The organism is Mesorhizobium sp. M1328 (assembly GCF_040318075.1).
Taxonomy (GTDB): Bacteria; Pseudomonadota; Alphaproteobacteria; order Rhizobiales; family Rhizobiaceae; genus Mesorhizobium.
This window is the reverse complement of the sequence record NZ_JAMYLO010000001.1, coordinates 799,651-826,133: the sequence shown is the minus strand read 5'-3', so window position 1 is coordinate 826,133 and position 26,483 is coordinate 799,651. Positions and strand designations below refer to the sequence as shown.

19 protein-coding genes are annotated in these 26,483 nt (G+C 63.8%); 11 read left to right on the top strand and 8 right to left on the bottom strand.

Annotated features, from left to right (window positions below; all coding sequences use genetic code 11):
- Positions 1 to 56 precede the first annotated feature (56 nt).
- Together NKH23_RS04085 and NKH23_RS04080 are read left to right on the top strand one after the other, a co-directional pair.
- Positions 57 to 719 (top strand): YggS family pyridoxal phosphate-dependent enzyme, encoded by a 663-nt coding sequence (locus tag NKH23_RS04085; protein ID WP_352718302.1) that lies wholly within the window; start codon positions 57 to 59, stop codon positions 717 to 719.
- Between the two features lie 109 nt (positions 720 to 828).
- The gene (locus NKH23_RS04080) at positions 829 to 1,878 is read left to right on the top strand and encodes an aldo/keto reductase (protein WP_352909748.1); all 1,050 of its coding nucleotides are present in this window, start codon (positions 829 to 831) and stop codon (positions 1,876 to 1,878) included.
- Between the two features lie 58 nt (positions 1,879 to 1,936).
- On the opposite strand, the gene NKH23_RS04075 is transcribed toward NKH23_RS04080, so the two are convergent.
- Entirely contained in the window at positions 1,937 to 2,845 is a 909-nt protein-coding gene (locus NKH23_RS04075) for a LysR family transcriptional regulator (RefSeq protein WP_352909745.1), read from the bottom strand.
- Positions 2,846 to 2,982: 137 nt separating this feature from the next.
- On the opposite strand from NKH23_RS04075, the gene NKH23_RS04070 reads away from it, so the two are divergent.
- Both NKH23_RS04070 and NKH23_RS04065 read left to right on the top strand, forming a co-directional pair.
- Positions 2,983 to 4,164, top strand: coding sequence for an MFS transporter (locus NKH23_RS04070; protein ID WP_352909743.1), 1,182 nt, complete (start codon positions 2,983 to 2,985; stop codon positions 4,162 to 4,164).
- A 56-nt stretch (positions 4,165 to 4,220) separates the two neighbouring features.
- Complete coding sequence (locus tag NKH23_RS04065; protein ID WP_352909741.1) at positions 4,221 to 5,255, top strand: aldo/keto reductase; 1,035 nt, start codon at positions 4,221 to 4,223, stop codon at positions 5,253 to 5,255.
- Between the two features lie 45 nt (positions 5,256 to 5,300).
- On the opposite strand, the gene NKH23_RS04060 is transcribed toward NKH23_RS04065, so the two are convergent.
- On the bottom strand, positions 5,301 to 5,573 hold the full coding sequence (locus NKH23_RS04060) for an usg protein (RefSeq protein ID WP_352909739.1): 273 nt from the start codon (positions 5,571 to 5,573) through the stop codon (positions 5,301 to 5,303).
- 305 nt (positions 5,574 to 5,878) lie between these two features.
- On the opposite strand from NKH23_RS04060, the gene acs reads away from it, so the two are divergent.
- Both acs and NKH23_RS04050 read left to right on the top strand, forming a co-directional pair.
- Positions 5,879 to 7,834, top strand: a complete 1,956-nt coding sequence (acs, locus tag NKH23_RS04055) for an acetate--CoA ligase (RefSeq protein ID WP_352909737.1) — start codon at positions 5,879 to 5,881, stop codon at positions 7,832 to 7,834.
- 1 nt (position 7,835) lies between these two features.
- On the top strand, positions 7,836 to 8,582 hold the full coding sequence (locus NKH23_RS04050) for an MOSC domain-containing protein (RefSeq protein WP_352909735.1): 747 nt from the start codon (positions 7,836 to 7,838) through the stop codon (positions 8,580 to 8,582).
- Here the strand turns inward: NKH23_RS04050 and NKH23_RS04045 are convergent, their stop codons facing one another.
- The 3 genes from NKH23_RS04045 to NKH23_RS04035 all read right to left on the bottom strand — a co-directional run bounded on the left by NKH23_RS04045 (position 8,583) and on the right by NKH23_RS04035 (position 12,797).
- Positions 8,583 to 9,851 carry a class I SAM-dependent methyltransferase gene (locus tag NKH23_RS04045; protein ID WP_352978937.1) on the bottom strand — a complete coding sequence of 423 codons (1,269 nt, stop codon included), beginning with the start codon at positions 9,849 to 9,851 and terminating at the stop codon, positions 8,583 to 8,585.
- A gap of 386 nt (positions 9,852 to 10,237) precedes the next feature.
- Entirely contained in the window at positions 10,238 to 11,599 is a 1,362-nt protein-coding gene (locus NKH23_RS04040) for a pilus assembly protein TadG-related protein (RefSeq protein WP_353034237.1), read from the bottom strand.
- 328 nt (positions 11,600 to 11,927) lie between these two features.
- On the bottom strand, positions 11,928 to 12,797 hold the full coding sequence (locus NKH23_RS04035) for a transglutaminase-like domain-containing protein (protein ID WP_352909729.1): 870 nt from the start codon (positions 12,795 to 12,797) through the stop codon (positions 11,928 to 11,930).
- Positions 12,798 to 12,977: 180 nt separating this feature from the next.
- On the opposite strand from NKH23_RS04035, the gene NKH23_RS04030 reads away from it, so the two are divergent.
- Positions 12,978 to 13,649, top strand: coding sequence for an HAD-IA family hydrolase (locus tag NKH23_RS04030; protein WP_352909726.1), 672 nt, complete (start codon positions 12,978 to 12,980; stop codon positions 13,647 to 13,649).
- Between the two features lie 17 nt (positions 13,650 to 13,666).
- Here NKH23_RS04030 and NKH23_RS04025 read toward each other — a convergent pair whose 3' ends face one another.
- The gene (locus NKH23_RS04025; protein WP_352909723.1) at positions 13,667 to 13,879 is read right to left on the bottom strand and encodes a DUF1674 domain-containing protein; all 213 of its coding nucleotides are present in this window, start codon (positions 13,877 to 13,879) and stop codon (positions 13,667 to 13,669) included.
- 117 nt (positions 13,880 to 13,996) lie between these two features.
- Here NKH23_RS04025 and htpX point away from each other — a divergent pair, with 117 nt between their 5' ends.
- From htpX to purH, 4 genes are all read left to right on the top strand, one after another.
- On the top strand, positions 13,997 to 15,013 hold the full coding sequence (gene htpX / locus NKH23_RS04020; RefSeq protein ID WP_352909721.1) for a zinc metalloprotease HtpX: 1,017 nt from the start codon (positions 13,997 to 13,999) through the stop codon (positions 15,011 to 15,013).
- A complete protein-coding gene (locus NKH23_RS04015) occupies positions 15,010 to 16,392 on the top strand; it encodes an RsmB/NOP family class I SAM-dependent RNA methyltransferase (protein WP_502908372.1) in 1,383 nt (460 codons plus the stop codon). The genes htpX and NKH23_RS04015 overlap by 4 nt, the downstream gene beginning before the upstream one ends.
- A 146-nt stretch (positions 16,393 to 16,538) precedes the next feature.
- Positions 16,539 to 18,287, top strand: coding sequence for a heparinase II/III family protein (locus NKH23_RS04010; RefSeq protein ID WP_352909715.1), 1,749 nt, complete (start codon positions 16,539 to 16,541; stop codon positions 18,285 to 18,287).
- Between the two features lie 84 nt (positions 18,288 to 18,371).
- Positions 18,372 to 19,988: a bifunctional phosphoribosylaminoimidazolecarboxamide formyltransferase/IMP cyclohydrolase gene (gene purH / locus NKH23_RS04005; RefSeq protein ID WP_352909712.1), complete on the top strand. Its 1,617-nt coding sequence runs from the start codon at positions 18,372 to 18,374 to the stop codon at positions 19,986 to 19,988.
- A 125-nt stretch (positions 19,989 to 20,113) separates the two neighbouring features.
- On the opposite strand, the gene NKH23_RS04000 is transcribed toward purH, so the two are convergent.
- Positions 20,114 to 21,490 carry an MFS transporter gene (locus tag NKH23_RS04000; protein ID WP_352465602.1) on the bottom strand — a complete coding sequence of 459 codons (1,377 nt, stop codon included), beginning with the start codon at positions 21,488 to 21,490 and terminating at the stop codon, positions 20,114 to 20,116.
- Positions 21,491 to 21,678: 188 nt separating this feature from the next.
- Positions 21,679 to 26,463, bottom strand: coding sequence for an NAD-glutamate dehydrogenase (locus tag NKH23_RS03995; RefSeq protein WP_352909709.1), 4,785 nt, complete (start codon positions 26,461 to 26,463; stop codon positions 21,679 to 21,681).
- Positions 26,464 to 26,483: the final 20 nt, after the last annotated feature.

The following is a 26,483-nucleotide window of genomic DNA, read 5'->3' as shown; positions in this document are numbered from 1 at the left end:
CGGACCCGTCAACTGCGGCGATCCGGCGAAAAGCCAAACACAGGCAGGATATAGGCATGGCGAGCGCCGTCGAACAGCTTTTCACCATCAAGGCAAGGATCGCTGCCGCCGAGCGCGAGGCCGGACGCGACGCCGGAGCTGTGGCACTGGTCGCGGTCTCGAAGACCTTCGATGCCACCGATATCCGCCCGGTTATCGAGGCCGGCCAGCGCGTCTTCGGCGAAAACCGCGTCCAGGAAGCACAAGCCAAATGGCCGGCCCTGAGGGCGGTGTTTCCCGACATCGAGCTACATCTGATCGGTCCGCTGCAATCGAACAAGGCAAAGGAAGCGGTCGCGCTGTTCGACGTCATCGAAACCGTCGACCGGGAAAAGATCGCCGCCGAACTCGCCAAGGAAATCGCCAGGCAGGGCCGGTCACCAAGGCTCTATGTCCAGGTCAACACCGGCTCCGAGCCGCAAAAGGCCGGCATAGAGCCGCGCGAGGCCGTCGCGTTCGTCGCCCGCTGCCGCGATGTCCATGGTCTCTCCGTCGAGGGCCTGATGTGCATCCCACCGGCCGACGAGAACCCCGGCCCACATTTCGCGCTGCTGGAGAAGCTCAGCACCGAGGCCGGCGTCGACAAGCTCTCGATGGGCATGTCCGGCGACTACGAGACCGCGATCGCCTTCGGCGCGACCAGTGTCAGGGTTGGATCGGCGATTTTCGGCGCCAGATGAGGCGCAGCCGGCCTTAGGCCACAGACCGACATTGACTAAGCCAGCGTATAGAAACGGAACGTTTCGTTCCTATATGGGTCGAGTTATTCTCAACCCGTCTGGAGCCACCATGCGTTACAATCAACTTGGAAATACCGGGATGTTCGTCTCCGAACTTTGCCTCGGCACGATGACGTTCGGCGCCGCTGGCGAGAATGCCCAATGGGGCCTGATCGCCAGCCTCGACCAGAAGGGCGTCGACGAGATCGTCGCCCGCTCGCTCGCCGCCGGCGTCAATTTCTTCGACACGGCGGATGTCTATTCCTTCGGCGCCTCGGAACGGCTTCTCGGCCAGTCGCTCAGGAACCTTGGCGTCAACCGACAGGACGTGATCATCGCCACCAAGGTTCATGGCGCCATGGGCGGCGGCCCGAACCAGCGCGGTTCCTCGCGCGGCCACATCATGGATTCGGTCGAGAGCAGCCTCGAGCGGCTACAGCTCGATCACATCGATCTCTACCAACTGCACGGCACCGACACAGTGACGCCGATCGACGAGACACTGCGGGCGCTCGACGACCTGGTTGCCGCCGGCAAGGTCCGCTATGTCGGCGTCTCGAACTGGCAGGCCTGGCGCATTGCCAAGGCGCTGGGTATTGCCGAGCGCAAGGGCTTTGCCCGCTTCGAGACCGTCCAGTCGTATTACTCGATTGCCGGCCGCGATCTCGAGCGCGAGATCGTGCCGCTGCTCAACGAGGAGAAGCTCGGGTTGATGGTCTGGTCGCCGATGGCTGGCGGCCTGCTCTCCGGCAAATACGGACCGGGCGCCCCCGGCAATGGCGAGGGCCGCCGCGCCAGCTTCAATTTCCCGCCGGTCAACGAGGACCGGGCCTGGGCAGCGGTCGCCGTCATGCGCGAGATCGCCGCCAAGCACGGCGTCAGCGTCGCCACGGTGGCGCTCGGCTATGTCCTGGCCAAGCCATTCGTGATGAGCGTCATCATCGGCGCCAGCCGCATGGAGCAGCTGGAACAGAACCTTGCGGCCACCGAGTTGCAGCTCGATGCCGATGACCTTGTTCGGCTCGACGAAGTCAGTGCCCTGCCCGCCGAATACCCCGGCTGGATGCTGGAGCGTCATGCGGCCGGTCGGCATCCGGCGCCCTTTGTGCCGAAAAAGTAGTTAATCTTACTTTCGATTTGATGCTTCGGGAGCCGGCAGGCTCCCGATCGTTTTGGGCTCAGGTCAGCCGGACAGTCTCGACCAAAAAGTCCAAAAAGGCCCGCACCCGCGCCGGCAGATGCTTGCCTTGGCCGACATAGACGGCGTGGGTGAGTTCCTCGTCGCCGGGGTTGAACTCTTCCAGCAGCGGCAGAAGCCGGCCGGCGGCAATGTCGGCTTCCACGTGCCAACGTGCCAGCCGGGCGATGCCCGCCCCAGAGAGCGCCACCAGCCGCATCGCCTCGCCGTCGCTGACCAGCGTATTTCCGATGATCGACAGGGTGGTCGGCTTGCCGGCCGCGTCGATAAAAGGCCAGCCCTCGAGGTGACGTACGAAACGGAAGCCCATCCGGTTGTGACGATCGAGATCGGCGGGCGTCTTGGGCGTGCCACGCGCTTCGAGATACGATGGCGCCGCAACGACGACCACCCGGCTCTGCCCGAGCTTGCGCGCCACCAGCCGTGATTCGCCGAGCGGCCCGGCGCGGATGGCGACGTCAGCGCGCTCCTCCATCAGGTCGATGACATCGTCGGTCAACACCAGATCGACCGAGATTTCGGGGTAGCGCTCCAGAAAACGCGGCAAAAGCGGGATCAGCCGATGCTGTCCGAAAGGCACGTAGCTGTTAATCCGCAGCCGGCCACGCGGCGCGGCACCCGCCGCTGCCTCGCGCTCGGCCGCTGCCATGTCGGCCAGGATACGCACTCCGCTGTCGAAGAACGCCGCCCCCTCCGGCGTCAGTTGCAGCTTGCGCGTCGAACGGCTGACCAGCCGCGCGCCAAGCCGCGCCTCCAGCCGCGCGATCAGCTTGCTCACCGCCGACGGCGTCATCCGTAACGCGCGGGCAGCGGCCGAAAAGCTGCCCGCCTCGACGACGCGGACGAACACTTCGATCTCGCCGGAGCGATTGATTTCGGGCCTGGCCATTGGTGAATCTATTTCACAGACGATGTGCCCGATGCAAGGCTGGTTCACAGCACATCGCGGCACGATCTTCCGGATTGGGGCGTGGGAGGACACGGCGCCCGTCGTCAAAACCGGTCGTCATCGAAGTGGGAACCGCCATGCCCCTCGCTCTTTACGCTCTTGCCGCCGGTGCCTTTGGCATCGGCGTCACCGAATTCGTCATCATGGGCCTGCTGCTCGACGTCAGCACCGACCTCGGCGTCTCGATCTCAGCTGCCGGCCAGTTGATTTCCGGCTATGCGCTCGGCGTTGTCATCGGCGCGCCGCTGCTGACGATCGTAACCGGCCGCTGGCCGCGCAAAACCGTGCTTCTGGCGCTGATGGCGATCTTCACGCTGGGCAACCTCGCTTGTGCACTTGCCCCAGACTACTGGACGCTGATGGGTGCGCGCGTGCTGACCGCCTTCGCCCACGGCACCTTCTTCGGCGTCGGCTCGGTCGTGGCGACCGGACTGGTGGCGCCCAACAAGAAAGCCTCGGCAATCGCCCTGATGTTCACCGGCCTGACCATCGCCAATATCCTCGGCGTGCCCTTCGGCACATGGCTCGGGCAGGCCTTCGGCTGGCGCGCGACCTTCTGGGCGGTGACCCTGGTCGGCATCGCCGCCTTCGCCATCATTCTCCTGCTGGTGCCGCGCAGCCGAACAGAGCCTGAGAAGAGCAATTTGCGCGCCGATCTCGCCGTGCTCGGCCGCACGCCTGTCCTGCTTGGCTTTGCCACCACCGTGCTTGGCTATGCCGGCGTCTTCGCCGTCTTCACCTACATCGCCCCGTTGCTGACCGAGATCACCGGTTTTGAGGAAGCAGCGGTGTCGCCTATCCTGCTGGTCTTCGGCGGCGGCCTCATCGCCGGCAACCTCGCCGGCGGCAAGTTCGCCGACCGCTGGCTGGTACCTTCCGTTCTCGGCAGTCTCGTCGTCCTGGCACTGGTGCTCGGCACCATGACCTTCGCCCTGCACAGCCAGGTCATGGCCGTTATCTATGTCGGCCTGCTCGGCGCCGCCGCCTTCGCCACCGTGGCGCCGCTGCAGATGTGGGTACTGGAAAAGGCACAAGGCGCCGGCCAGAGCCTAGCTTCATCCTTCAACATCGCCGCCTTCAACCTCGGCAATGCGGCCGGCGCCTGGCTCGGCGGCTTGGTCATCGCCCATGGTCCCGGCCTCGGTGCCGTCACCTGGGTCGCGGCCCTGTTACCGCTTTCAGCGCTCGCCGTGGCGGCGTTTGCGCTGCGCCTCGACCGAGATCCCGTCCTCGCCACACCGGAAATCGCTCGGTCATAGAACGGCAAAGCTCAACCAATCTTTGAAACAGCCATCCTTCCACAAGGAGCAAACCCATGGATTATCGAAATCTTGGCGCATCGGGCCTGAAGGTCCCGGCGCTCTCGTTCGGCGCTGGAACCTTCGGCGGTTCAGGCCCGCTGTTCGGCGCCTGGGGCAACAGCGATGCGACGGAAGCGCGACGGCTGGTCGACATCTGCCTTGAGGCCGGCGTCAACTTGTTCGACACCGCCGATGTCTATTCGAATGGCGCTTCCGAACAAGTGCTCGGCGCTGCCATCAAGGGCCGCCGCGACGCCGTGCTGATCTCGACCAAGACCTCGCTGCCGATGGGCGACGGTCCCAACGATGCCGGCTCGTCACGTTCACGCCTAATCAAGGCAGTCGAAGACGCGCTGAGGCGTCTTGACACCGACTACATCGACCTGCTGCAACTGCACGCTTTCGACGCCGCAACACCGATCGAGGAGGTGCTGTCGACGCTGGACAGTCTCGTGCGCGCCGGCAAGCTGCGTTATGTCGGCGTCTCCAATTTTTCCGGCTGGCAAGTGATGAAGTCGCTCGGCCTGGCGGATAGACATGGCTATCCCCGATACGTCGCCCATCAGGTCTATTACTCGCTGGTCGGACGCGATTATGAATGGGAGTTGATGCCGCTCGGCCTCGATCAGGGCGTCGGTGCGTTGGTGTGGAGCCCGCTCGGCTGGGGCCGCTTGACCGGCAAGATCCGCCGTGGCCAGAAGCTGCCTGAGAAAAGTCGGCTGCACGACACGGTAAGCTTCGGACCGCCCGTCGAGGACGAGCATCTCTATCGGGTGGTCGACGCGCTTGACGTTATCGCCGAGGAAACCGGCAAGACCGTACCGCAGATCGCCATCAACTGGCTGCTGCAGCGGCCGACCGTCGCCTCCGTCATCATCGGCGCGCGCAACGAGGAGCAGTTGCGCCAGAATCTCGGCGCCGTCGGATGGTCATTGACAGCCGAGCAGATGGAGAAGCTCGACACGGCAAGTGAGGTCACCGCACCCTACCCGTATTTTCCCTATCGCCGGCAGGAGGGGTTTGCCCGGCTGAACCCGCCCGCAATCTGACGCTCCAAAAGCTGGGCGGCGGCTCCCAGGCTGCCGCCCGCCCGGCTAATGCAGCACGAACTCGCCGTCGACCTTGCGCCATTCGTTCGGCGCGATCAGCTTGTGGTGCGTGTAGCTGACCGAATGCAGCGGGCCTTCGAGCTTGGCCTTCCAGAACTCGATGAAGCGGATCAGCACCGGAAATTTCGGGGCGATGTCGTAATCCTGCCAGATGAAGCTCTGCAGCAGATGCGGATGATCGGGAAAGTGATAAAGAATCTTGGCCGTGGTCAAGCCATAGCCCTTGAGCATCAGGTCCATTTCGGAATGGTCGCGCATTGCGGTCCCTTGGTTGATTCTCCTTCCTCCCAGCCTGAAATTGTGCACCCGATTTGCTTAATCGTCTATTGATATTTCTATGATCGAACCAGATTTCTCCCGCAAAAACATGCGCTTAGCAGCCGCCTAACGAGAGTGCTGACACCGCCTGGTAAAGCGCCTGCGGCATCCCGCCGCGCGAATCCAACGTCTAATGTTGCCGTCGCGGCCGAACTGTTAATAATGCGCGCGAATTCGCGGCCGCATCGCTGCGATCCTGCCGGCAGTCAAGCCGGCGGTTTGGTTTTGGGGAGGAAGGCGAAGAAATGTCCGATGTTCATGTCCATCGCGTCCAGCCGGCGTGGAAGAAGAACGCGCTGATTGACAGCGACACCTACCTGAAATGGTACGCCGACAGCGTCAAGAACCCGGACAAGTTCTGGGGCAAGCACGGCAAGCGCATCGACTGGTTCAAGCCGTACAGCAAGGTCAAGAACACGTCCTTCGACGGCAAGGTCTCAATCAAATGGTTCGAGGATGGCCAGACCAACGTTTCCTGGAACTGCATCGACAGGCATCTGAAGAAGCGCGGCGACCAGACCGCTATCATCTGGGAAGGCGACAATCCCTACGACGACAGGAAGATCACCTATAACCAGCTTTACGCGCATGTCTGCCGCCTCGCCAATGTGATGAAGAAGCACGGCGTCAAGAAGGGCGACCGCGTCACCATCTACATGCCGATGATCCCGGAGGCCGCTTATGCGATGCTCGCCTGCACGCGCATCGGCGCCATTCATTCGGTCGTCTTCGGCGGCTTTTCGCCGGATGCGCTGGCCGGACGCATCGACGACTGCAAGTCGACCTTCGTCATCACCGCCGACGAAGGCCTGCGCGGAGGCAAGTCGATCCCGTTGAAGGACAACACCGACAAGGCGATCGAGATCGCCGCCAAGGCCGGAACGAAAGTCGAAAAGGTCTTGGTAGTACGCCGCACCGGCGGCAAGACCGGCTGGGCCGTCGGGCGCGACGTCTGGTACCATGACGAGGTCGCCACGGTTAAGGCCGAATGCAAGCCCGAGAAGATGAACGCCGAGGACCCGCTCTTCATCCTCTACACATCCGGCTCGACCGGCAAGCCGAAGGGCGTGCTGCACACCACGGCCGGCTATCTCGTTTATGTCTCGATGACCCACCAATATGTCTTCGACTATCATGACGGCGATATCTACTGGTGCACCGCCGATGTCGGCTGGGTCACCGGCCACAGCTACATCGTCTACGGGCCGCTCGCCAACGGCGCCACCACGCTGATGTTCGAAGGCGTGCCGAACTACCCGTCGCAGTCGCGTTTCTGGGACGTGATCGACAAGCACAAGGTCAACATCTTCTACACCGCACCGACCGCGCTGCGCGCGCTGATGGGCGCCGGCGATGCCCATGTCACCAAAACGTCGCGCAAGTCGCTGCGCGTGCTCGGCACCGTCGGCGAGCCGATCAATCCGGAAGCCTGGGAGTGGTATTTCAACGTCGTCGGCAACGGCAAGGTGCCGATCGTCGACACCTGGTGGCAGACCGAGACCGGCGGCATCATGATCACGCCGGTTCCGGGCGCCACCCACCTCAAGGCGGGTTCGGCGACGCGGCCCTTCTTTGGCGTCAACCCGCAGCTGGTCGATGCCGACGGCAAGGTGCTGGAAGGCGAAGCCAGCGGCAATCTTTGTATTGCCGACTCGTGGCCGGGCCAGATGCGCACCGTCTATGGCGATCACGACCGCTTCGTGCAGACCTATTTCTCGACCTACAAGGGCAGGTACTTTACCGGTGACGGCTGCCGCCGCGATGCTGACGGCTACTACTGGATCACCGGCCGCGTCGACGACGTCATCAACGTCTCCGGCCACCGCATGGGCACCGCCGAGGTCGAATCGGCGCTGGTTTCGCATGAGAAGGTCTCGGAGGCCGCCGTCGTCGGCTACCCGCACGATATCAAGGGCCAGGGCATTTACTGCTATGTCACGCTGATGGCCGGCGAGACGCCAAGCGAGGAACTGCGCCAGGAGCTCGTCGCCCATGTCCGCAAGGAGATCGGCGCCATCGCTTCGCCTGACAAGATCCAGTTCGCGCCCGGCCTGCCGAAGACCCGTTCCGGCAAGATCATGCGGCGCATCCTGCGCAAGATCGCCGAGGACGATTTTGCCACGCTCGGCGACACCTCGACGCTGGCCGATCCGGCGGTCGTCGACGACCTGATCGCCAACCGGCAGAACAAGAGGGCCTGAGATGCCTGCCTCGACGGAGATCGGCACTGTCAGCGAGCTCTGGCGCTATCCGGCGAGTTCGCTCGCCGGCGAACGCCAGGACGTGATCTCCGTCGGCCCTGAAACCATCGACGGCGATCGCCTGTTCGGCCTTGTCGACGCCTCTGACGGTGAGATCGCGCGGCCTGACCGCGAGGCGAAATGGCACAAAGTGCCGCTCATTCGGACCCGGTTGTCGCGAGCCCGCCAACTCGAGATTGCTACACCGCAGGGCGATTGGCTGCCAGCGCCCGGAGCCGAATGTGACCGAGCCGTTTCCGCCTTTCTCGGCTTCGCGGCCTCGATCCGGCCGTTTCGCCAGAAAGATGCGCCGGACTACGCCGGCCTTCTGACCGGCGAGAGTTACCGCAAGGCGCCCATCCACCTCCTGACCACCACTTCGCTGGCGCGCCTGAAGGCGTTGCATCCGGAAGGCGCCGCCGACCCGCGCCGCTTCCGCCCCAACATCGTCGTCGATATGCCGGAGGTCGAGGGGTCGTTCCCCGAGACGGAATGGATCGGGCGCAAGCTGGCAATCGGCGACCTGCTCCTGACCATCTCCGAGCCGTGCCGCCGCTGCGGCTTCACCATCATTGGCCAGGACGGGTTCGACCACGACCCGGCAATCCTGCGCAGCCTGGTCCGCCACAACGCCCATAATCTCGGTGTCTACTGCACCGTCGATCGATCGGCTCGCGTCGAGATCGGCGCCACGATACGCCTTCTGTAGTTATCGATATAAATCTGCCCGCGTCGGCGGCAGCCCGCTCGGCCCACGCGCGCGCCTTGTGGCGACGGTCTGGAAAATCTGCGCCGAGGCGCGTTCGAAGGTAATCGAGCAGCCGGTGAGATAAAGCAGCCAGAGCCGCGCCTTGGCTTCGCCGACCTCGGCGATGGCTTCGTCAAAGCGTGCGTGGAGACGCTCTGCCCACAGCCTGCAGGTGCGCGCATAGTGCTCGCGCAAATTTTCGACGTCGTAGACGAGGAAGCCGTGCGCCTCGAGATTGCCGAGCGTCATGCCGATCGTATCGAGTTCGCCGCCCGGAAAAATGTATTTGATCAGCGCCTTGAATTCCGGCCCCTTGCGCAGCGTCTTCTTCATGTTGCCCTTGTCGCGCCGAGTGATGGCGTGGTGCAGATAGATGCCGCCGGGTTTGAGCAGGCGATGGATCCTCGAGAAATAGGCCGCATGGTTGGCAAGCCCCAGATGCTCGAACATGCCGATCGACGAGATCTTGTCGAAGGAGCCGGACAGCTCGGCATAGGACTTGATCTCGATGGTGATGCGGTCCTCCAGCCCCTCGGCGCGGATGCGTTCGCGGGCGAGCTCGGTCTGTGCCTCCGACAGCGAGACGCCGTGGCCGACGACGCCATAATTCTTCACCGCATGAATGAGCATTGCTCCCCAGCCGCAGCCTATGTCGAGCAGTTTTTCGCCGGGCTTCAGCCGAAGCTTGCGGCAGATATGGTCGAGCTTGTCTCTCTGGGCCTGATCGATATCGTTGGCGAAATCCTTGAAGTAGCCGCAGCTATAGACCATGCGCTCGTCGAGGAAGAGCCGGTAGAATGCGTTGGAAATGTCGTAGTGATGCTGGATCGCCTCTTTGCTCGAACCGCTGACGTAAGGATTGCGGCCGGAAAGATCGGTTCGCGCGGTCATCTGTTTTCGCGAAAACAGCACCGCCGGCAGGTCGCGCAGGATCGCCAGCTTCGGCAATGTCTTGAGCTTGGTCCTGAGCTTGCCATGCGTGGGCAAGGCGTAGAAATCGAACAGCGATCCGTTTTCGACGTCGACCGCCTTGGCAATCCACATCTCGATCAGCGTCGATAAAGAGGGCCGACGTACGATCTGCCAGACGATGTCCTGGTCGTTGATGGTGAGCACCGGGCCGGTAGCCGGGCCGATCCGCTCGCCTGTCCACAGCCTCACCGCGAAACCCGGCTTCAGCGTTTCGATGACCGTCCGAACAATCCGGGCCGCTCTCTCGGCTGCTTCCATCCCCGTCCTCCCTTACCCGGCAAAATAGTGGCCCGGAACAATAGCGGCTCGATCTTGCCTGCCCGATCGGCGGGCCGCAAGCCGCTTGGGCGCGCAAGCACGCTTGTTCAGGATTTTCGGGTGCCGCGCCTTGCCATTTGCCGGATGACACCCCATCATGAGGAAGTGTTCAACAAATCGAAAGGAGGTGATCCGATGTCGAGTGATTTCGTTTTCCAGAACGTGGCCTCAGCGGATCGCACTTTCGGGAAGCAGTCTTCCCGTTAAGGCGCGAGATGCGCGGCTGGCGACCAGTGTCGCAGCCAGGAGCCGCGCCATGGACGGAAACACGGAAGGCCGCCGGCTTCGCGAGAAGCGGCGGCCTTTTCTTTTTGGGCTGTTGTCCCTTATTTGGTTACGGTCAACATCTCGACGTTGCGGGCTATATCCTGGAAAGCCTGGTTGAGTTCGGTTCCATTGGCCGCCTGATAAAAGTGCTTGATCTTGGCGGTGTCCGGGCTCGCGCAATCCTGGAGCGTCGCCTTGGCATTCGTTTCGTTTAGGTCAAACCCGATGGTGAATATCTCGATGCCCTTGTTGCGCATCGCAGCGCAGAGTGTCTTGGCCGCCGTGCGGGGCGGCTCCTTGCCCGCGCTATTGTAGACGTCACCGACGGTGCTGGCGTCGAAATAGGACAGGTTGAATTCGCCATCGGTCATCAGGATCGCGATCTTGGCAACCTTCTTTGGATCCATCTTGGCCGGCCGTTCCGAGGCTTTCATCACACTGCCCCAGTTTTCCGAAAGCATGTACCAGCTCCACTGCACGCCGACATGGCCGGCGGTGCCACCCGACGCGACAAAGGTCTTGATGACGTTCTTGAGCGCCGTGGCGTCCGCCGTCAGCGGTTTCAACGCGGCGGCAGGGCAGGCAGCCGTGCCGGTCTGCCAGGCGAAGGATGACAGCAGGTAGTCGCGATTGACCATGCTGACGTCGGGGCCTGCATCCGAATACTGATAGGTCCCTTTGCGCTCGGTGGCACAATTGTCCGGACGCACAAAGCCGGAGACATACTGTACGGCGCCATTGCCGGGCGCCTGCTTGCGCTGGCTGGTGGAGGTTTCGACATAGACGCTGCTGGCGGCAAGCGCGCCGGCATTCACCGAATTCGCGTAGGGCACGATGGAGACGCGCACTCGCGGGTTGGCAGGGTCCTGGCCGCCCAGGAAGCTGTCGACGGCATTCGCCGCAGCCGTCCGCAGATCGATGATTTTCTGGCCGGCCATCGACCCGGTCACGTCCAGCATCATCGCGACTTCGATCTGCTTGTCCGAATAGAGCGCCGTCGTAGATGCGGGGACGCGCTGCATGCCACCCGTGCTGAAAAGCGGGAAATAGTAGTTGACGTTGACATGGGAGTCCGCCTGGACAGTCTTGGCTGTCCTGTCGACAACCAGATTATCGAGAACGATCTGGTTGTCCTGCAGGATACCCGCCATGCTGTTGGCGTCGAGAAAGGCCTGCACCGATTTGCTGGCGTCGGTCTCGCTGATGACGCCGGTTGTCAAGTCGCGGGCCGTCGAGGTGACCGCCGCATCGACCACGCCCTGCAGGCTCGATTTCACATTGTAGAGTTGGGATAAGTTGACGGCAAAGCCGACACTCAGTGCCAACACCGAGCCGATTATCCCAAACAGCACCGCGAAATTTCCGCTGCGATCCCCGGCAAAGCCGCCGATCGCCTGAACAAGACCCCCGAAACGCCGCATTCCTTCCGCCTCCATTCGCTACAGCCTGCAGCTGTCCGAACGTGCATTGCAGGAATCCGGCCGGATCGCGCCGCCGGGCGCGGGAAAGCGACCGGCTCCCGCCCACGCATTGTTTCCAAACGGTTTCGAGCGGCGGCAAGGTAAACAGCGGGTAAACGAAAGCTGCGTCGGCGCGGCTTTGTTGACAAAGCGCTTACCAAGATCAGGCTCGCAATTCAGGACGACTGGACTGCGTCCCAATCCGGTACAGACGAGATGTATCGAACCGGTTCAGCACGACCGCGGTGGCGGGAAATGGAAACACGGACTGTGAATGTGTCCCGAAAGACTAGGCCAGCATCCGTGCGCTGACGGTCTTGTCGACGCCACGATAAGGCGGCTTGAACAGATTGCCTTCCTGCTCGTGCGTCCAGACCTTGAACAGGCTGAGCCGATGCGGGCCGAAACTGTGCAGCAGCGGCACGTCGGTGGCGTCGCGGCCGCGGGCGATGACGACGCGGCCGATCCTCGGCACATTGTGGCGAGGATCGAAAGTGTACCATCTGCCCTCGAGGAACACTTCCACCCACGCCGAGAAATCCATTGGCGCCGGATCGGCGGGCACGCCGATATCGCCGAGGTAGCCGTTCACGTAACGGGCCGGGATGTTCATGCAGCGGCAGAGCGTGATCGCCAGATGGGCAAAATCGCGGCAGACGCCGACGCGTTCCTCATGCGCCTGCGCCGCCGTGCGGGTCGAGCGCGCATAGCCGTAGCCGAACGACAGCCGGTTGTGGACATAGTCGACGATCGCCTGCACCCGCGCCCAGCCCGGCGGACGCTGGCCGAAAAGTTGCCACGCCAGATCACCGAGATGATCGGTCTCGCAGTAACGGCTGCCGAGCAGATAGCCGAGCACCTCGTCCGGCAATTCGGCGACCGGGACTTCCCTGGCCAGCGTGTTGACTTCGTCCGGCTCGCCGCTGTCCTCGACCACCGCGTCATAGAGGATGCGAAAGCTTCCGGCCGGCGCCGTGAAGCGGCGGCAGCTATTGCCGAAAAGATCGTGGTAGACCCTGGTTGGAACCGACGGCGACGTCAGCACGCGCGTCTGCCGCTTGATGTCGGCCTGGCGATCCCTGTGGATCTCGAGCAGCGAAACGACCGGCGTGGCTGCAGCGCATTCAATGGCAATTTCATAGCCGAGCCTGATCAGCATCGCCGTCCCCCTACGATCGTCATGGAAGATAGTGCTGGTCAACGCAGGAGAGTGTGCGGCGGTTCCTTGCGAACGTCGAAAACGACGCCCTCGCGGCTTCCCATACGGACGCGGCAACGTTACGGTCGATCGACACGCGTCTTTCGAAATAATCCCTCCAAGATGACCCCGGAAAAACCGATGTTTGCAGGCAGAAAATTCGCGGCCTTCCTGTTCGATATGGACGGCACGATTCTCAATTCGATTGCCGCGGCGGAAAGGGTCTGGGCAGCTTGGGCGCATCGGCAAGGTCTTGACGTCGCTGCATTCCTGCCGACCATCCACGGCGTGCGGGCGATCGAGACCATCGGCCGGCTGGCGCTCCGAGGCGTCGATCCTGCCCGCGAAGCCGATTCGCTTCTGCAGGCCGAGGCGGCCGATGTCGAGGGCATTCGCCCGATTGCGGGCGCCGCGGCCTTCCTGGCGTCGCTGCCGCCCGGAAGCTGGGCGATCGCCACCTCGGCACCGCGCGAGCTCGCCCTGCTGCGCCTGCAGGCCGCCGGTATTCCGGCTCCCGCCGTGATCGTTGCGGCGGAGGACGTATCCCGCGGCAAGCCGGCGCCCGACTGCTTCCAGCTGGCGGCCGAACGGCTCGGCGTCGATGTGGGCGACTGCCTCGTCTTCGAGGACGCGCCGGCCGGCATTGCGGCGGCCGAAGCCGCGGGCGCCGCAATCGTGGTGATCAGCGCCACGCACCGGCATCCGTTGGAGACGCCACATGCCACCATCGCCGGCTATGAAGCGATCGGCATCGCCGTCGATTCCAGCGGCTGGATTGCCATCGAAGTGGAGCGGGCCGCGCTGCCTGTTTAACTAGCACCCTGCCTGGGCTAAAAGTCGCTGGTCAGGCCCTTGACCTCCCAGTCGCCGTAGCGGCCGGGCTCCTTGCCGCCGCGCCCGCCGATCTCTCTCGGTTGTGCGGCTTCCTTCTCGCGATATTTCTCCCGCCGGGCCTCGGCCTCGGCCAAGGCACGCCGTGCTGCTGGCGTCAGCGGCTTTTGCGGCTCGCCGTTAGCATTCGTTGTGCTGGTTTCGTCGATCATGCGATCTTCCGCTAGATTGAAACAGGCCCCCGATTGAAACGGGAACCGCTGTTTCCCATCATATAGCGATGGGCCCACAAGGATCGACCCCTTTGTTGGGCCAGAACGGAGCAGACGATGAACACCCTTCGCACCGCCATGCTTTTGGCCGCAATGACGGCCCTGTTCATGGGTGTCGGCTATCTGGTCGGCGGATCCGGCGGCATGATGATTGCCTTGCTGATCGCCGCCGGCACCAATTTGTTCAGCTATTGGAACGCCGACAAGATGGTGCTGTCGATGCACCGTGCGATCGAGGTCGACGAACGCAACGCGCCTGAATATTACGCCATCGTGAAGGGTCTCGCGCAACGTGCCGGCCTGCCGATGCCGAGAACCTATCTCATCGACAATCCTCAGCCCAACGCCTTCGCCACCGGCCGAAATCCGCAAAATGCCGCTGTCGCCGCCAGCACCGGCCTGCTCGAGCAGCTCTCGCATGAAGAAGTCGCGGCGGTGATGGCGCACGAGCTTGCCCATGTGCAGCACCGCGATACGCTGACCATGACGATCGTCGCCACCTTTGCCGGCGCAATTTCGATGCTCGGCAATTTCGCCTTCTTTTTTGGCGGCAACCGCGACAACAACAATTCCTTTGGCATCGTCGGCGTGCTGGTGGCGATGATCGTCGCGCCCCTGGCCGCCATGATCGTGCAGATGGCGGTGAGCCGCACCCGCGAATACGAGGCCGATCGGCGCGGTGCCGAAATCTGTGGACACCCGCTGTGGCTCGCCTCGGCACTTGACAAGATCGCGCGGGGCGCCGAACGCATCCGCAACCCGGATGCCGAGCGCAATCCGGCAACCGCCCATCTCTTCATCATCAATCCTCTTTCCGGCGAGCGCATGGACAGTTTGTTTTCCACTCACCCGAGCATAGAAAACCGCATCGCCGCGTTGCAGAGGATGGCGAGCGAAATGGCCGGCGCACCCGAAGCGGCCGCGACGCCAATGCCGGCGCCGGAAGGGACCGGGCAGCAGCCGTCTGGTCCGTGGGACAGGGCCGCGCGGCCCGAGAGGCCGCCTGAGCCGGCCAAGCCGAGACCCAATCCCTGGGGACGCAATCCGACCGGACCCAAAGGCCCGTGGTCGTGAGTTCAGCGAAGCGCGGGCACGGAATTTCAGGCGATCGTGAACACAATTCGGGCGGCGAGGCTGTTGCCGGCCTCGCCGCGCGCAAGGCAGCCGCGCGCCTGCTTGCCGCCGTCATTGACGCGAAAACGCCACTCGACGGGCTGACCGACCATGAGAACGGCCATCCGCAATACAAGGCGCTCGACTTGCGCGACCGCGCCCTGGTGCGTGCGATTCTGGTCACCGCCCTGCGCTACCGCATGACCATATCAGGCCTTTTGGCCCGCCGCCTGGAAAAGCCGCTGCCGCCCAACGCCACGGCGCTTTCGCACATCTTGCATGTGGCGGCGGCGCAGATCCTGTTCCTCGATGTTCCCGACAGCGCCGCAGTCGACCTCGCCGTGACGCACGCCAAGTCCGATCCGCGCACGGCGCGCTTTTCCGGCCTCGTCAACGGCGTGCTGCGCACGCTGGCGCGGGCCAAGCAGGAAGAGCTCGCGGCCGCACTTGCCGCTACCGACGAGGCGCCAAAATGGTTTTCCGACCGTTTGAAAACGGTCTACGGCCTCGACAAGGCCAGGCAGATACTGCTCGCCCATCGCCATGAGGCACCGGTCGATTTCTCGGTCAAGTCGGACCCGGCGCTGTGGGCCGAACGGCTCGGCGGCTTTGTCTTGCCGACCGGCACGGTGCGGGTGGAAAAGCTCAGCGCTTCCGTTACCGAACTGCCCGGTTTCGCGGAAGGCGCCTGGTGGGTTCAGGACGCGGCGGCCAGCCTGCCGGCCCGGCTGTTCGGCGACGTCAATGGTTTGCGAATCGCCGACCTCTGTGCCGCCCCCGGCGGCAAGACCGCCCAGTTGATCCTCGCCGGCGCCCACGTCACCGCGCTCGACATGTCCAAAACGCGGCTGGCACGGCTGACGCAGAACCTCGAACGGCTCGGTCTGGCCGCCGAGATCGTCCAGGCCGATCTGCTCAAATACGAGCCGAAGGACCTCTTCGACGCCGTCCTCCTCGACGCACCTTGCTCTTCGACCGGCACGGTGCGGCGGCATCCCGACGTCCCCTGGACGAAGACGGCGGCCGACGTCGAAAAACTGGCCGACCTGCAACGCCGGCTGCTTGCCCGCGCCGTCACCTTGGTCAAGCATGGTGGACGCATCGTCTTTTCCAACTGCTCGCTCGATCCGCTGGAAGGCGAAGAGCTCTATCGCGACTTTCTCGCCGGCAATGCGGAGATTGTCGACGACCCGCTTCGGCCGGGTGAGATCGCCGGCATCGACCCGTTCCTGACGCCGCAAGGCACGTTGCGCACCACGCCTGCCGATCTGGAGCTAGAGTCGCCGGGCCGCTCCGGGCTGGACGGCTTCTTCGCCGCCCGCATGCGCAGAGCCGGCTAAGGGCCGATCTTGAAGCGCCATCCGACTTCTTGGGGCGAGGAGGCATGGAAAACAGGCTGAACGGCCACGCTGCCGCGGAATTCGCCTTCGCACAAGTTCTTGAATCATATAAACTTGTGCTTGGGTGAGGACGATCAGGAGGGGTTTTGGCAATCGCTGCCGGTAACACGACGCGTCTGTGGACGCTTGTCGCGAGGGAGTTCTGGCGCAAGACGCGCCGGCGCTTGCGTGCCGGGCCACTCTATCGCTGGCGTTACTCAGGCCGCACGCCCGAGCGCGTCCTGATTGCCCCGCCGGACCTGCGCCTCGCCGATCCTCAGATCGCGCTCGAGATCTATTACGGCCGCTATCCGCTTTCGGGGCATCTGGTCGAGACCGGTGGCAAATCGCCCTTCCAGATCGACGTGCCCAACCCCGGCTGGCAAAAGACGCTGCATGGCTTTCGCTGGCTGCGCCATATGCGCGCCGCCGGCACCGAACTCGCCGCCGCCAACGCGCGGGCGCTGGTTTCCGACTGGATTGCAATCCATGGCAGCCATATTTCCGGCGTCGCCTGGGAGCCCGGCACGACGGCCAAGCGTGTCATTGCCTGGCTGCAGCATTCCTCGATCGTGTTGCAGGGCGCCGAATTTCCGTTCTACCGCGCCTTCCTGAAATCGCTCGCCGTCCAGATCCGCTATCTGCGCGCCATGGCGCGCGAGATGCCGGACGGCAAGGACAGGCTGCGCGCGCGCATTGCGCTGGCCTTTGCCGCTTTGTCGCTGCCGGCGCCGGCCTCGGCGCTGCGCGGTGCCACCCGCAATCTCGCCGAGGAGCTCGACCGCCAGATCCTGCCTGACGGAGGCCATATCTCGCGCAATCCGATGACCGTGCTTGAAATCCTCGCCGACCTTCTGCCGTTGCGCCAGACATACGCCAATCAGGCCGAGACGCCGCCGGCCGCCCTGATCGGCGCCATCGACCGGATGCTGCCGGCACTGCGCTTCTTTCGCCATCAGGATGGCAGCCTTGCCCGCTTCAACGGCATGGGCGCCACCATTCACGACCGTATCGCCAGCATCCTGCATCACGACGACACCGCCGGCGCACCGTTGCTGCACGCGCCGCATTCGGGTTATGAGCGCCTGTCGATGGGCGGTGTCACGGTGATCGCCGATACCGGCCCGCCACCCCCCGTCGACGTATCCAATGCCGCTCACGCCGGATGCCTCGCCTTCGAATTGTCGTCGGGCCGCCAGCACTACATCGTCAATGCCGGAATAGACACTTATGGCGCCGCCGAGTTCCGGCCGCTTGCGCGCGCCACCGCCGCCCACTCGACCGCCACCATCAACGACACGTCGTCGGCGCGCTTCAACCACTCCCTGCGCGTCAACGACCTGCTCGGCACGCCTTTGATCGGCGGACCGCAGCATGTACCTTGCAAGCGCACCGACCAGAGGGGCAGCCAAGGCTTCATCGCTCGCCATGACGGCTATGTGGCGCGCTTCGGCTTCCTGCATGAGCGTGAGCTGAAATTATCGACCGAGGGCAATGTGCTTGCTGGCAGGGATCGCTTCCTGCGGCCGGGCGGCGCTTCTATCCGCAACAATGGCCGTGATTTCGTTACGGTGCGTTTCCATGTCCATCCCGACATAAACCTGCTCCAGGATGAGCATGACCGTCTGGTGCTGGCCGCCGACCACGCCGACACCTGGGTGTTTACCTCTACCGAAGTGGCGCCCGAGGTCGAGGAATCGATCTATTTCGCCGGACTCGGCGGCCCGCGCCGCAGCCGCCAGATCGTGCTTGCGTTCAAGGCCTCGGAAATTTCCGAGGTCCACTGGCAATTGACGCGCACCATCATCGCCGGCCGTCCGGAAAAAGCTGAAGCCGGTGGCAACGGCAGACACTGATCAAGCCTTGCGGCTTGATTTCCGGGCCTCATATGCTACGGCCCGCGGACGCTCTCCAACCAGAACTGGAAAGGCCGCCAGCCCATGGCCGTCGCCGCCAAGAATATTCCCGCGCCCGACCTTGTACCCATCCGTCGCGCGCTGCTCTCCGTCTTCGACAAGACCGGCCTGATCGATTTCGCCAGGGCGCTGGTTTCGGCCGGCGTCGAGCTGGTCTCGACCGGCGGCACCGCAAGGGCGCTTGCCGAGGCAGGCATGGCGGTGCGCGACGTGTCCGAGCTCACCGGCTTTCCCGAGATCATGGACGGCCGCGTCAAGACGCTGCACCCGTCGGTGCACGGCGCACTGCTCGGTGTTCGCGACGATCCCGAGCACGCCGCGGCGATGCGCGACCACGGCATCGAGCCGATCGATCTCGTCGTCTCCAATCTCTATCCGTTCGAAGAGGTGCGTCGCTCCGGCGCCGACTACGCGGCGATAGTCGAGAACATCGACATCGGCGGCCCGGCGATGATCCGTGCCTCGGCCAAGAACCACGCCTATGTCGGCATCGTCACCGACCCCGATGACTATGCCTCGGTGCTCAACGCGCTGGAGATGAATTTCGGCTCGTTATCGCTGGATTTCCGCAAGAAGCTGGCAGCCAAGGCCTTTGCCCGCACCGCCACCTACGATGCGGCGATCTCGGGATGGTTCGCCGAGGCGCTTGAGATCGAGCATCCGACATGGCGCGCCTTCGGCGGCAAGCTGCAATCGGTGATGCGCTATGGCGAAAACCCGCATCAGGGCGCCGGCTTCTATGTCAATGGTGACAGGCGGCCGGGCGTCGCCACGGCGCGCCAGCTTCAGGGCAAGCAGCTTTCCTACAACAACATCAACGACACCGACGCTGCCTTCGAGCTGGTCGGCGAGTTCGATCCGTCACGCTCCGCAGCAATTGCCATTATCAAGCACGCCAACCCGTGCGGCGTCGCTGAGGACGCTTCGCTGCACGCGGCCTATGCCAAGGCGCTGGCCTGCGACCCGGTCTCGGCCTACGGCGGCATCGTCGCCATGAACCGCATCCTCGATGCCGCAACCGCCGAAGAGATCGTCAAGACCTTTACCGAGGTGATCATCGCACCGGAGGCGTCCGAAGAAGCAATCCGCATCATTGCCGCCAAGAAGAATCTACGCCTGCTGGTCACCGGCGGCCTGCCCGACCCGCGCGCGGCGGGCCTTGGCTTAAAATCGGTTGCCGGCGGCTTGCTGGTCCAGGGCCGCGACAATGCGGTGGTGGATGACCTCGACCTGAAAGTGGTGACCAGGCGCGCTCCGACGCCGGCCGAATTGGCCGATCTGAAATTCGCTTTTCGCGTGGCAAAGCACGTCAAGTCGAATGCCATCGTCTATGCCAGGGATGGCGCCACAGTCGGCATCGGCGCCGGCCAGATGAGCCGGGTCGATTCCTCGCGCATCGCCGCGCGCAAGGCGCTCGACGCGGCCGAGGCTGCCGGTCTGACGGAGCCTTTGACCAAGGGCTCGGTCGTCGCCTCGGATGCCTTTTTCCCGTTCGCGGATGGGCTTTTGTCGGCAATCGAAGCCGGCGCCACTGCCGTGATCCAGCCTGGCGGCTCGATGCGCGACGACGATGTCATCGCCGCTGCCGACGCCCACGGCATTGCCATGGTCTTCACCGGAGTGAGGCACTTCCGGCATTGAACTCCCTCCCTTCCCCCTCGTGGGGAGGGTAGGATCTTTGCGAAGCAAAGTTCGTGAGACGGGGTGGGGCAGCGCCGCCCCCACCCCGCTCCGCTTCGCGGATCTACCCTCCCACGGGGGTAAGCTCACTCCGCGGGCCGATCCGCCGGATAGGGCGTGCCGATCAGGATCGCCATGCCGGCGCCGAGGAACAGCACAATCGCCGCCATGCCGAGCCGCGCTGAGCCGCTGGCCAGGGTGATCGTGGCCACCATGAAGGGTGCGGCAAAACTCGTTGCCCGGCCGGCCAGCGCATAGATGCCGAAATAGCGGCCCGATTCGGCAGCGGTGACGCTGCGCGCCATGTAGGAGCGCGACGATGCCTGCACCGGCCCGAAGGCAAGCCCGATCAGCAGGCCGTAGAAAATGTAGGCTTTTTCAGCCGCCGTGCCGAACAATCCCCCGCCGTCCAGTCCGGGCATCACCCAGGCACCGAACAGCGTATAGCCCGGGCCGGTCGAGACGATGCCGATGGTGGCAATGCTCAGCATGACAAGCGAAATCATCACTATGGTCTTGGACCCCAGTGCTGTGTCGAGGCGTGCGGCAACCAGGCAGCCGACGATGGCAACGACGTTGAGGATGATGCCGAACAGGCCGATCTCGGTAATCGACCAATGGAACATTGCCGCCGCAAACGTTCCGCCCAGCGCCAGCAGTGCGTTGACGCCGTCCTGATAGATCATGCGGGCGACGAGAAAGCGAAAAATGCCGCTACGCTTGCGCACTTCGGCCAGCGTCGACTTCAGTTCCGATAGTCCCTCGCGCACCGCCGGCCCGATTGGAATGCCTTTGATCGCATCAGGCGTGAAGAAGAACATCGGCAGGATGAACAGGAAATACCAGGCCGCCGACAACGGTCCGGTGGCGCGCGCGTCCTCGCCTAGCCTGGGATCGAGGCCGAAGATCGGGTCGAGCCCAACGACGGTCTTGCCGGTTTCAGGCGAGCCGGCCATGACGGTAACGACGAAGATCAGCGCGATCATGCCGCCGAGATAGCCGAGCCCCCAGGCCATGTTCGAGATCCTGCCGATGTCGCTCTTCGGCACCAGGCGCGGCATCATCGAATCATTGAACACGGTCGAGAATTCCGCCGCGACCGACGCCAGCGAGAACAACGCCACGACCAGAAAAAGATTAGAGCCGGGCGCGGCGAACCACAGCAGAGTGAGGCAGGTGATCTTGACCGCGGCGAAGAAGGCTATCCACGGTTTGCGTGGTCCGGTCTGATCGGCGATCGAGCCGAGGACCGGCGACAAAACGGCAATGACGAGGCCGGCGGCGGCAATGCCGTAGCCCCAGGCCGCTTGCCCGGTCTCCGGATTGCTGGCCATGCGCGAGACGAAATAAGGACCGAAGATGAAGGTGGTGACGACCGTGAAAAACGGCTGTGCCGCCCAGTCGAACAGCATCCATCCCCAGATGCCGCGTCCCGATGCCCGCTGCACTGCCATCTCAGCCATGTCCCCTCCGCTGGAGCTTGCTCCATGCCGATCGAATCGGAATGATGCTCCGTCTTCTGTTGAGCACGATCTTGTCCAAAAGCCGATCGTCACTTTTTGGGATCATGCTCCGGCGCCCCCCAAAGCAGGGCGCCGTTCGCTCTATAGCGCAGTTCTTCCCGGCAATCCCGCGCGATGTGGAAGACGTCTCACAGCCCCGTCAGATCGCTCATCAGGCCGGACGCCACCGACAGCCGCGACACGGTGATGTCGCCGCCCTCGGTCAGAGCCTGCAGCCGCTCGCGGATGCGTCCGACCCGTTCGCCGCCGGCGTCCAGCCATGCCGTCACCGGATCCGCCGCCTCGGCATGACTGGTGAGTGCCGCCACGGCGATGCCGCGCCTGGCCGCGCCGATCGTGTCGGTGGCGCGGGAAAGCGCCAGTTGATCGTAATAATCCGAGGGCGTGATCGAGCGCGCCGCATCTTCGACGCGCGGGATGCGGAAGACATCGCTGACTGCAAAAAACGCCTTGGCGGCAGCGACGATGCCGGCATTTGACGTCCGCGCTGTCAGCGCAATGTCGGGGATGAGTTCCGCCACATCGGTCAACGCCAGCTGTTCGGCAACGCTCTCCGGCGCGCCGCCCTTTGACAGGCTGTGCCGCCGCTCCTCGATCCGCTCGCGCGAGAAGGCCGGCAGCAGCGAAACGAGCTTCGGCTCCAGCGCCTTGCGCGCATCCTGCAACTCGGTGATCCGCTGCCCAAGCGGTGCGGTGTCGGCATCGTTCTTCAGGTACCAGCCGCTGGTCACATAGATCAGCCGGCTGACCGCCTGATAGAGGTCGAGCTGGATCTGCCCGTCGATCTGGTTGTCGAGCGCGTCGATCTGGCGATAGAGCGCCGGCAGCGCAAAGCCATCCCGCACCACGGCGAACGTGCGCACGACATCGGCGGCACTGCGCCCGGTCGCTTCCTGCAGCCTGTTGACGAAGGACGGGCCGCCGCGATTGACCAGATCATTGGCGACGACACGGGCGATGATCTCGCGGCGGAGGCGATGGCCGTGGATTTCCGCAGCATATTTCTTTGCCATGCGGTCGGGAAAGTAACCCATCAGGTCGCGGTCGAAATGCGGATCGTCCGGTACGTCGCTTGCGACGATATCGGAAAACAGCACGATCTTGGCATAGGCAAGCAGCACGCCGAGCTCAGCCCGGGTCAGCGGCTCGCCGCGCGTCTCGCGCTCGGCAAGGGCCGCCGATGACGGCAGCGTCTCGACGGCACGGTCGAGCAGCCCGCGCGCCTCCAGCGCCGCCATGAAACGGCTCTGATGGGCAATGTCGGCAAGGCCGCGCTTGCGGGCAAGGGACAGCGCCAGCGTCTGCTGGTAATTGTTGGACAGCACCAGGGCGCTGACCTCATCGGTCATCTCGGCCAGCAATTTGTTGCGCGCTGTCCGGGTCAACGATCCCTTGCGCATGGCGGAAGCCAGCGCGATCTTGATGTTGACCTCAACGTCGGAGCAGTTCACGCCGCCCGAATTGTCGATCGCATCTGAGTTGCAGCGGCCGCCATTCAATCCGAATTCGATGCGCGCCCGCTGCGTGACGCCGAGATTGGCGCCCTCACCGATGACTTTGGCACGCAGGTCGAGCGCGGTAATGCGGATCGCGTCATTGGCACGGTCGCCGACGTCCTGGTTGGTCTCGCCCGATGCCCTGACATAGGTGCCTATGCCGCCGAACCACAAAAGGTCCGCCGGCGCCTTGAGGATGGCACTCATGATCTCGACCGGCGTGGCCGTTGTCTTGCCGAGGCCGATCGCTGCAGCCGCGGCGGCCGGCAAGGTGATCGACTTCTGGCTGCGCGAGACGATGATGCCGCCTTCTGACAGCTTCGTCTTGTCGTAATCCTGCCAGCTTGAGCGGGCGAGAGCGAACATACGCCGGCGCTCGGCCATCGAAGCCGCCATGTCGGGATCGGGATCGATGAAGATGTCGCGATGATCGAAGGCAGCGATCAGCCGGGTCTGCTCCGACAGCAGCATGCCGTTGCCGAACACGTCGCCCGACATGTCGCCGACGCCGACGACAGTGAACGGCGTGGTTTGGATGTCGCGGTTCATCTCGCGGAAATGGCGCTTGACCGCTTCCCAGGCGCCCTTCGCGGTGATGCCCATCTTCTTGTGGTCGTATCCGGCCGAACCGCCGCTGGCGAAAGCGTCATCGAGCCAGAAGCCGTGCTTTTCGCTGATGGCGTTGGCGGTGTCCGAGAAGGTCGCCGTGCCCTTGTCGGCGGCGACGACGAAATACGGATCGTCCTGGTCGCGCCGCACCACGCCGCCCGGCGGGATGACGCCGTCCAGCCCGATATTGTCGGTGATCGACAACAGGCTGGAGACGTAATTCTTGTAGGCGGCCGTGCCGGCCTCGAAAATGGCGTCGCGCCCGGCGCTCATCGGCAGCTTTTTCGGGTAGAAGCCGCCCTTGGCGCCAACCGGCACGATCACCGCATTCTTGACCTGCTGTGCCTTGACCAGGCCGAGCACCTCGGTGCGATAGTCCTGGGCACGGTCCGACCAGCGCAGGCCGCCGCGCGCGACCGGGCCGAAGCGCAGATGCACACCCTCGACCTCGGAGCCGTAGACGAAGATCTCCCGCCATGGCCGCGGCGCCGGCAGCCCGTCGACCGATTGCGAATCGAGTTTGATCGCCAGCGATTGGCCCTTCTCTTTCGTATCGGCAACGAAATGATTGGTGCGCAGCGAGGCCTCGATCAGGTTCAGATAACGGCGGATGATGGTATCATCATCGATGTTGGGAACGTCTTCCAGCGCATCCGTGATCTTGGCCTTCAGATGTTTGGCCTGGACGACGCCTTCCGTTTCAGCCGTCGGGCCGAGGCGGGCGACGAACAGCGCATGCAGGCCGCGGGCGATCTCGGGATAACGGTTGAGTGCGGCGGCGATGAAATCCTGGCTCTGCGGGATACCGGCCTGCTGCAGATAGCGGCCATAGGCGCGCAGGACGCTGATCTCGCCCGACCACAGGCCGGCGGTCTGGGCAAGGCCGTTATAGCCGTCATTGTCGACATCGCCGCGCCAGACGGAAAGGAACGCATCCTCGAACAGCGCGCCGCCATTGCCGAGGTCGATCGGCCTGCCGTAGCTGTTCTCGAGTTCCATGTCGTGGATGAAGACCATGCCGGATTGGTTGTCGCCGACCCCGAAAGTGCGCTCGCTGATGACGCGGAAACCGATGTTTTCCAGCACCGGCACGCGCCGCGACAGCGCCACCGGGCTGCCATGGTGATAGATCTTCAGCGCCGCCTGATGCGGCTTCTGGTCGGCATGACGGTAATAGTCGATGGCGATCGGATTTGACGCATCGAGCTTGGCGATGCGCCCGGCGTCGGCCAGCGCCACGCCCGGCGAAAAACTGTCGCGATAACTTTCCGAAAAACGCGAGGCGATGGCCGTGAGTCTCGCATCGGCGCCGGTCTCGGTCGCGGTCTCGCGCAGTGCATCGTCCCAGGTCCGTACGATGTCGCGGATCGCCGCCTCGATCGTCGCTTGCTCGACCTTCGGCGTCTTGCCGCCGGAGCGACCGATGATGAAATGGACGCGCGCCAGCCCGCCTTCCGGGAAGGCCGGATAATAGGCCGACAGCCGGCCTTCGAAGACGGTCTTCAGATAGGTGCCGATCTTCTCGCGCACGACGCTGTCGTAGCGGTCGCGCGGCACGAAGACGAGCACGGAGACGAAGCGGTCGAACTGGTCGACACGCACCAATGCCCTGACGCGCGGCCGCTCGATCAAGCCCAGGATGGCTTCGGCATGCTTGCGCAGGATCGGCACCGGAACCTGGAACAGCTCGTCGCGCGGATAGCTCTCCAGCACGTTGATCAAAGCTTTGCCGGAATGGTCGCTTGGATTGAAGCCGGATTTGGCAATGACGGTTTCCGCCTTCGAGCGCAGATAAGGGATTTTCATCACCGAGCGCGTATAGGCAGTCGAGGTGAACAGGCCGACGATGCGCAGCTCGCCTGAAAGCACGCCTTTGCCGGTGTAGGTCTTGATGCCGATGTAGTCGAGGTAGATGCGGCGGTGCACCGATGACTTGGCGTTGGCCTTGGTGACGATCAGCGGTTCCGGCCCATGCAGGAAGGCGCGGATTTCCGGCGTCGTGCTCACCGCTTCGGTGCCGCGCCTGAGCACCAGCACGTCGGGATCGGAAAGGATGCCGAGGCCGGGCTTTTCGGCGCGCTCGAGCATGCCGCTCGTCTCACCGCCGGTGTAGTTGAATTCGCGCATGCCGAGAAAGGTGAAATTGTCGTCGCGCAGCCATTCGAGGAACGCGATCGCCTCGGTGACATGGGCCTTGTCGAGCGGCACTGGCGAGTAGCGGAATTCCGAGATCGCCTGGTCGAGACGGGCGAGCATCGGCTTCCAGTCGGTGACGGCGGCGCGCACGTGGCCGAGCAGCTTCGTCAGGCGTGCGGCCAGGCCTTCGGCCTGCTCGGCCGAAAGGCGGCCGATATGGACATGGATGACGCTCAGTCGGTCATGGCTGTGGTCGCCCTTGGCATAACCGCCATCGCCGAGGATTTCCTCGACGCCGTTCTTGCCGTGCCTGACGACTATGACCGGGTGGGTAACCAGCAGCGGCTCGCCGGCGCTCTCGGTGATCTCGCCAAGGACGGAATCGAAAAGGAACGGCATGTTGTCGTTGACGACGGTGATCACCGTCATCGGCCGGCCCTGGCGGACGACTCCGGAATCGACGTCTATGGCAACGACGCAGTCGTCCTTCTTGTGCCTGGCCACGGCGCGGCCGGCGAGTTCGGCAGCACGTTCGAGATCGATGACGTCGTAAGCGGCGACATCTTCGGCCGGAGCTCGGGCCAGCAAGTAGTCGGCAAGCCTGCCGGGCTTTTCGCTACCCTTGGCCGCGCTCATCTTTTTCAACTGGCTTGCGGATTTCAGGCCGGCCATGAGCTAATTCCCTCCCGTCA

Bases quoted from the DNA above. Each gene is read 5' to 3' on its own strand.
- NKH23_RS04085 (WP_352718302.1), top strand. From the start codon at position 57: ATGGCGAGCGCCGTCGAACAGCTTTTCACCATCAAGGCAAGGATCGCT.
- NKH23_RS04080 (WP_352909748.1), top strand. From the start codon at position 829: ATGCGTTACAATCAACTTGGAAATACCGGGATGTTCGTCTCCGAACTT.
- NKH23_RS04075 (WP_352909745.1), bottom strand. From the start codon at position 2,845: ATGGCCAGGCCCGAAATCAATCGCTCCGGCGAGATCGAAGTGTTCGTC.
- NKH23_RS04070 (WP_352909743.1), top strand. From the start codon at position 2,983: ATGCCCCTCGCTCTTTACGCTCTTGCCGCCGGTGCCTTTGGCATCGGC.
- NKH23_RS04065 (WP_352909741.1), top strand. From the start codon at position 4,221: ATGGATTATCGAAATCTTGGCGCATCGGGCCTGAAGGTCCCGGCGCTC.
- NKH23_RS04060 (WP_352909739.1), bottom strand. From the start codon at position 5,573: ATGCGCGACCATTCCGAAATGGACCTGATGCTCAAGGGCTATGGCTTG.
- acs (WP_352909737.1), top strand. From the start codon at position 5,879: ATGTCCGATGTTCATGTCCATCGCGTCCAGCCGGCGTGGAAGAAGAAC.
- NKH23_RS04050 (WP_352909735.1), top strand. From the start codon at position 7,836: ATGCCTGCCTCGACGGAGATCGGCACTGTCAGCGAGCTCTGGCGCTAT.
- NKH23_RS04045 (WP_352978937.1), bottom strand. From the start codon at position 9,851: ATGGAAGCAGCCGAGAGAGCGGCCCGGATTGTTCGGACGGTCATCGAA.
- NKH23_RS04040 (WP_353034237.1), bottom strand. From the start codon at position 11,599: ATGCGGCGTTTCGGGGGTCTTGTTCAGGCGATCGGCGGCTTTGCCGGG.
- NKH23_RS04035 (WP_352909729.1), bottom strand. From the start codon at position 12,797: ATGCTGATCAGGCTCGGCTATGAAATTGCCATTGAATGCGCTGCAGCC.
- NKH23_RS04030 (WP_352909726.1), top strand. From the start codon at position 12,978: ATGTTTGCAGGCAGAAAATTCGCGGCCTTCCTGTTCGATATGGACGGC.
- NKH23_RS04025 (WP_352909723.1), bottom strand. From the start codon at position 13,879: ATGATCGACGAAACCAGCACAACGAATGCTAACGGCGAGCCGCAAAAG.
- htpX (WP_352909721.1), top strand. From the start codon at position 13,997: ATGAACACCCTTCGCACCGCCATGCTTTTGGCCGCAATGACGGCCCTG.
- purH (WP_352909712.1), top strand. From the start codon at position 18,372: ATGGCCGTCGCCGCCAAGAATATTCCCGCGCCCGACCTTGTACCCATC.
- NKH23_RS04000 (WP_352465602.1), bottom strand. From the start codon at position 21,490: ATGGCTGAGATGGCAGTGCAGCGGGCATCGGGACGCGGCATCTGGGGA.
- NKH23_RS03995 (WP_352909709.1), bottom strand. From the start codon at position 26,463: ATGGCCGGCCTGAAATCCGCAAGCCAGTTGAAAAAGATGAGCGCGGCC.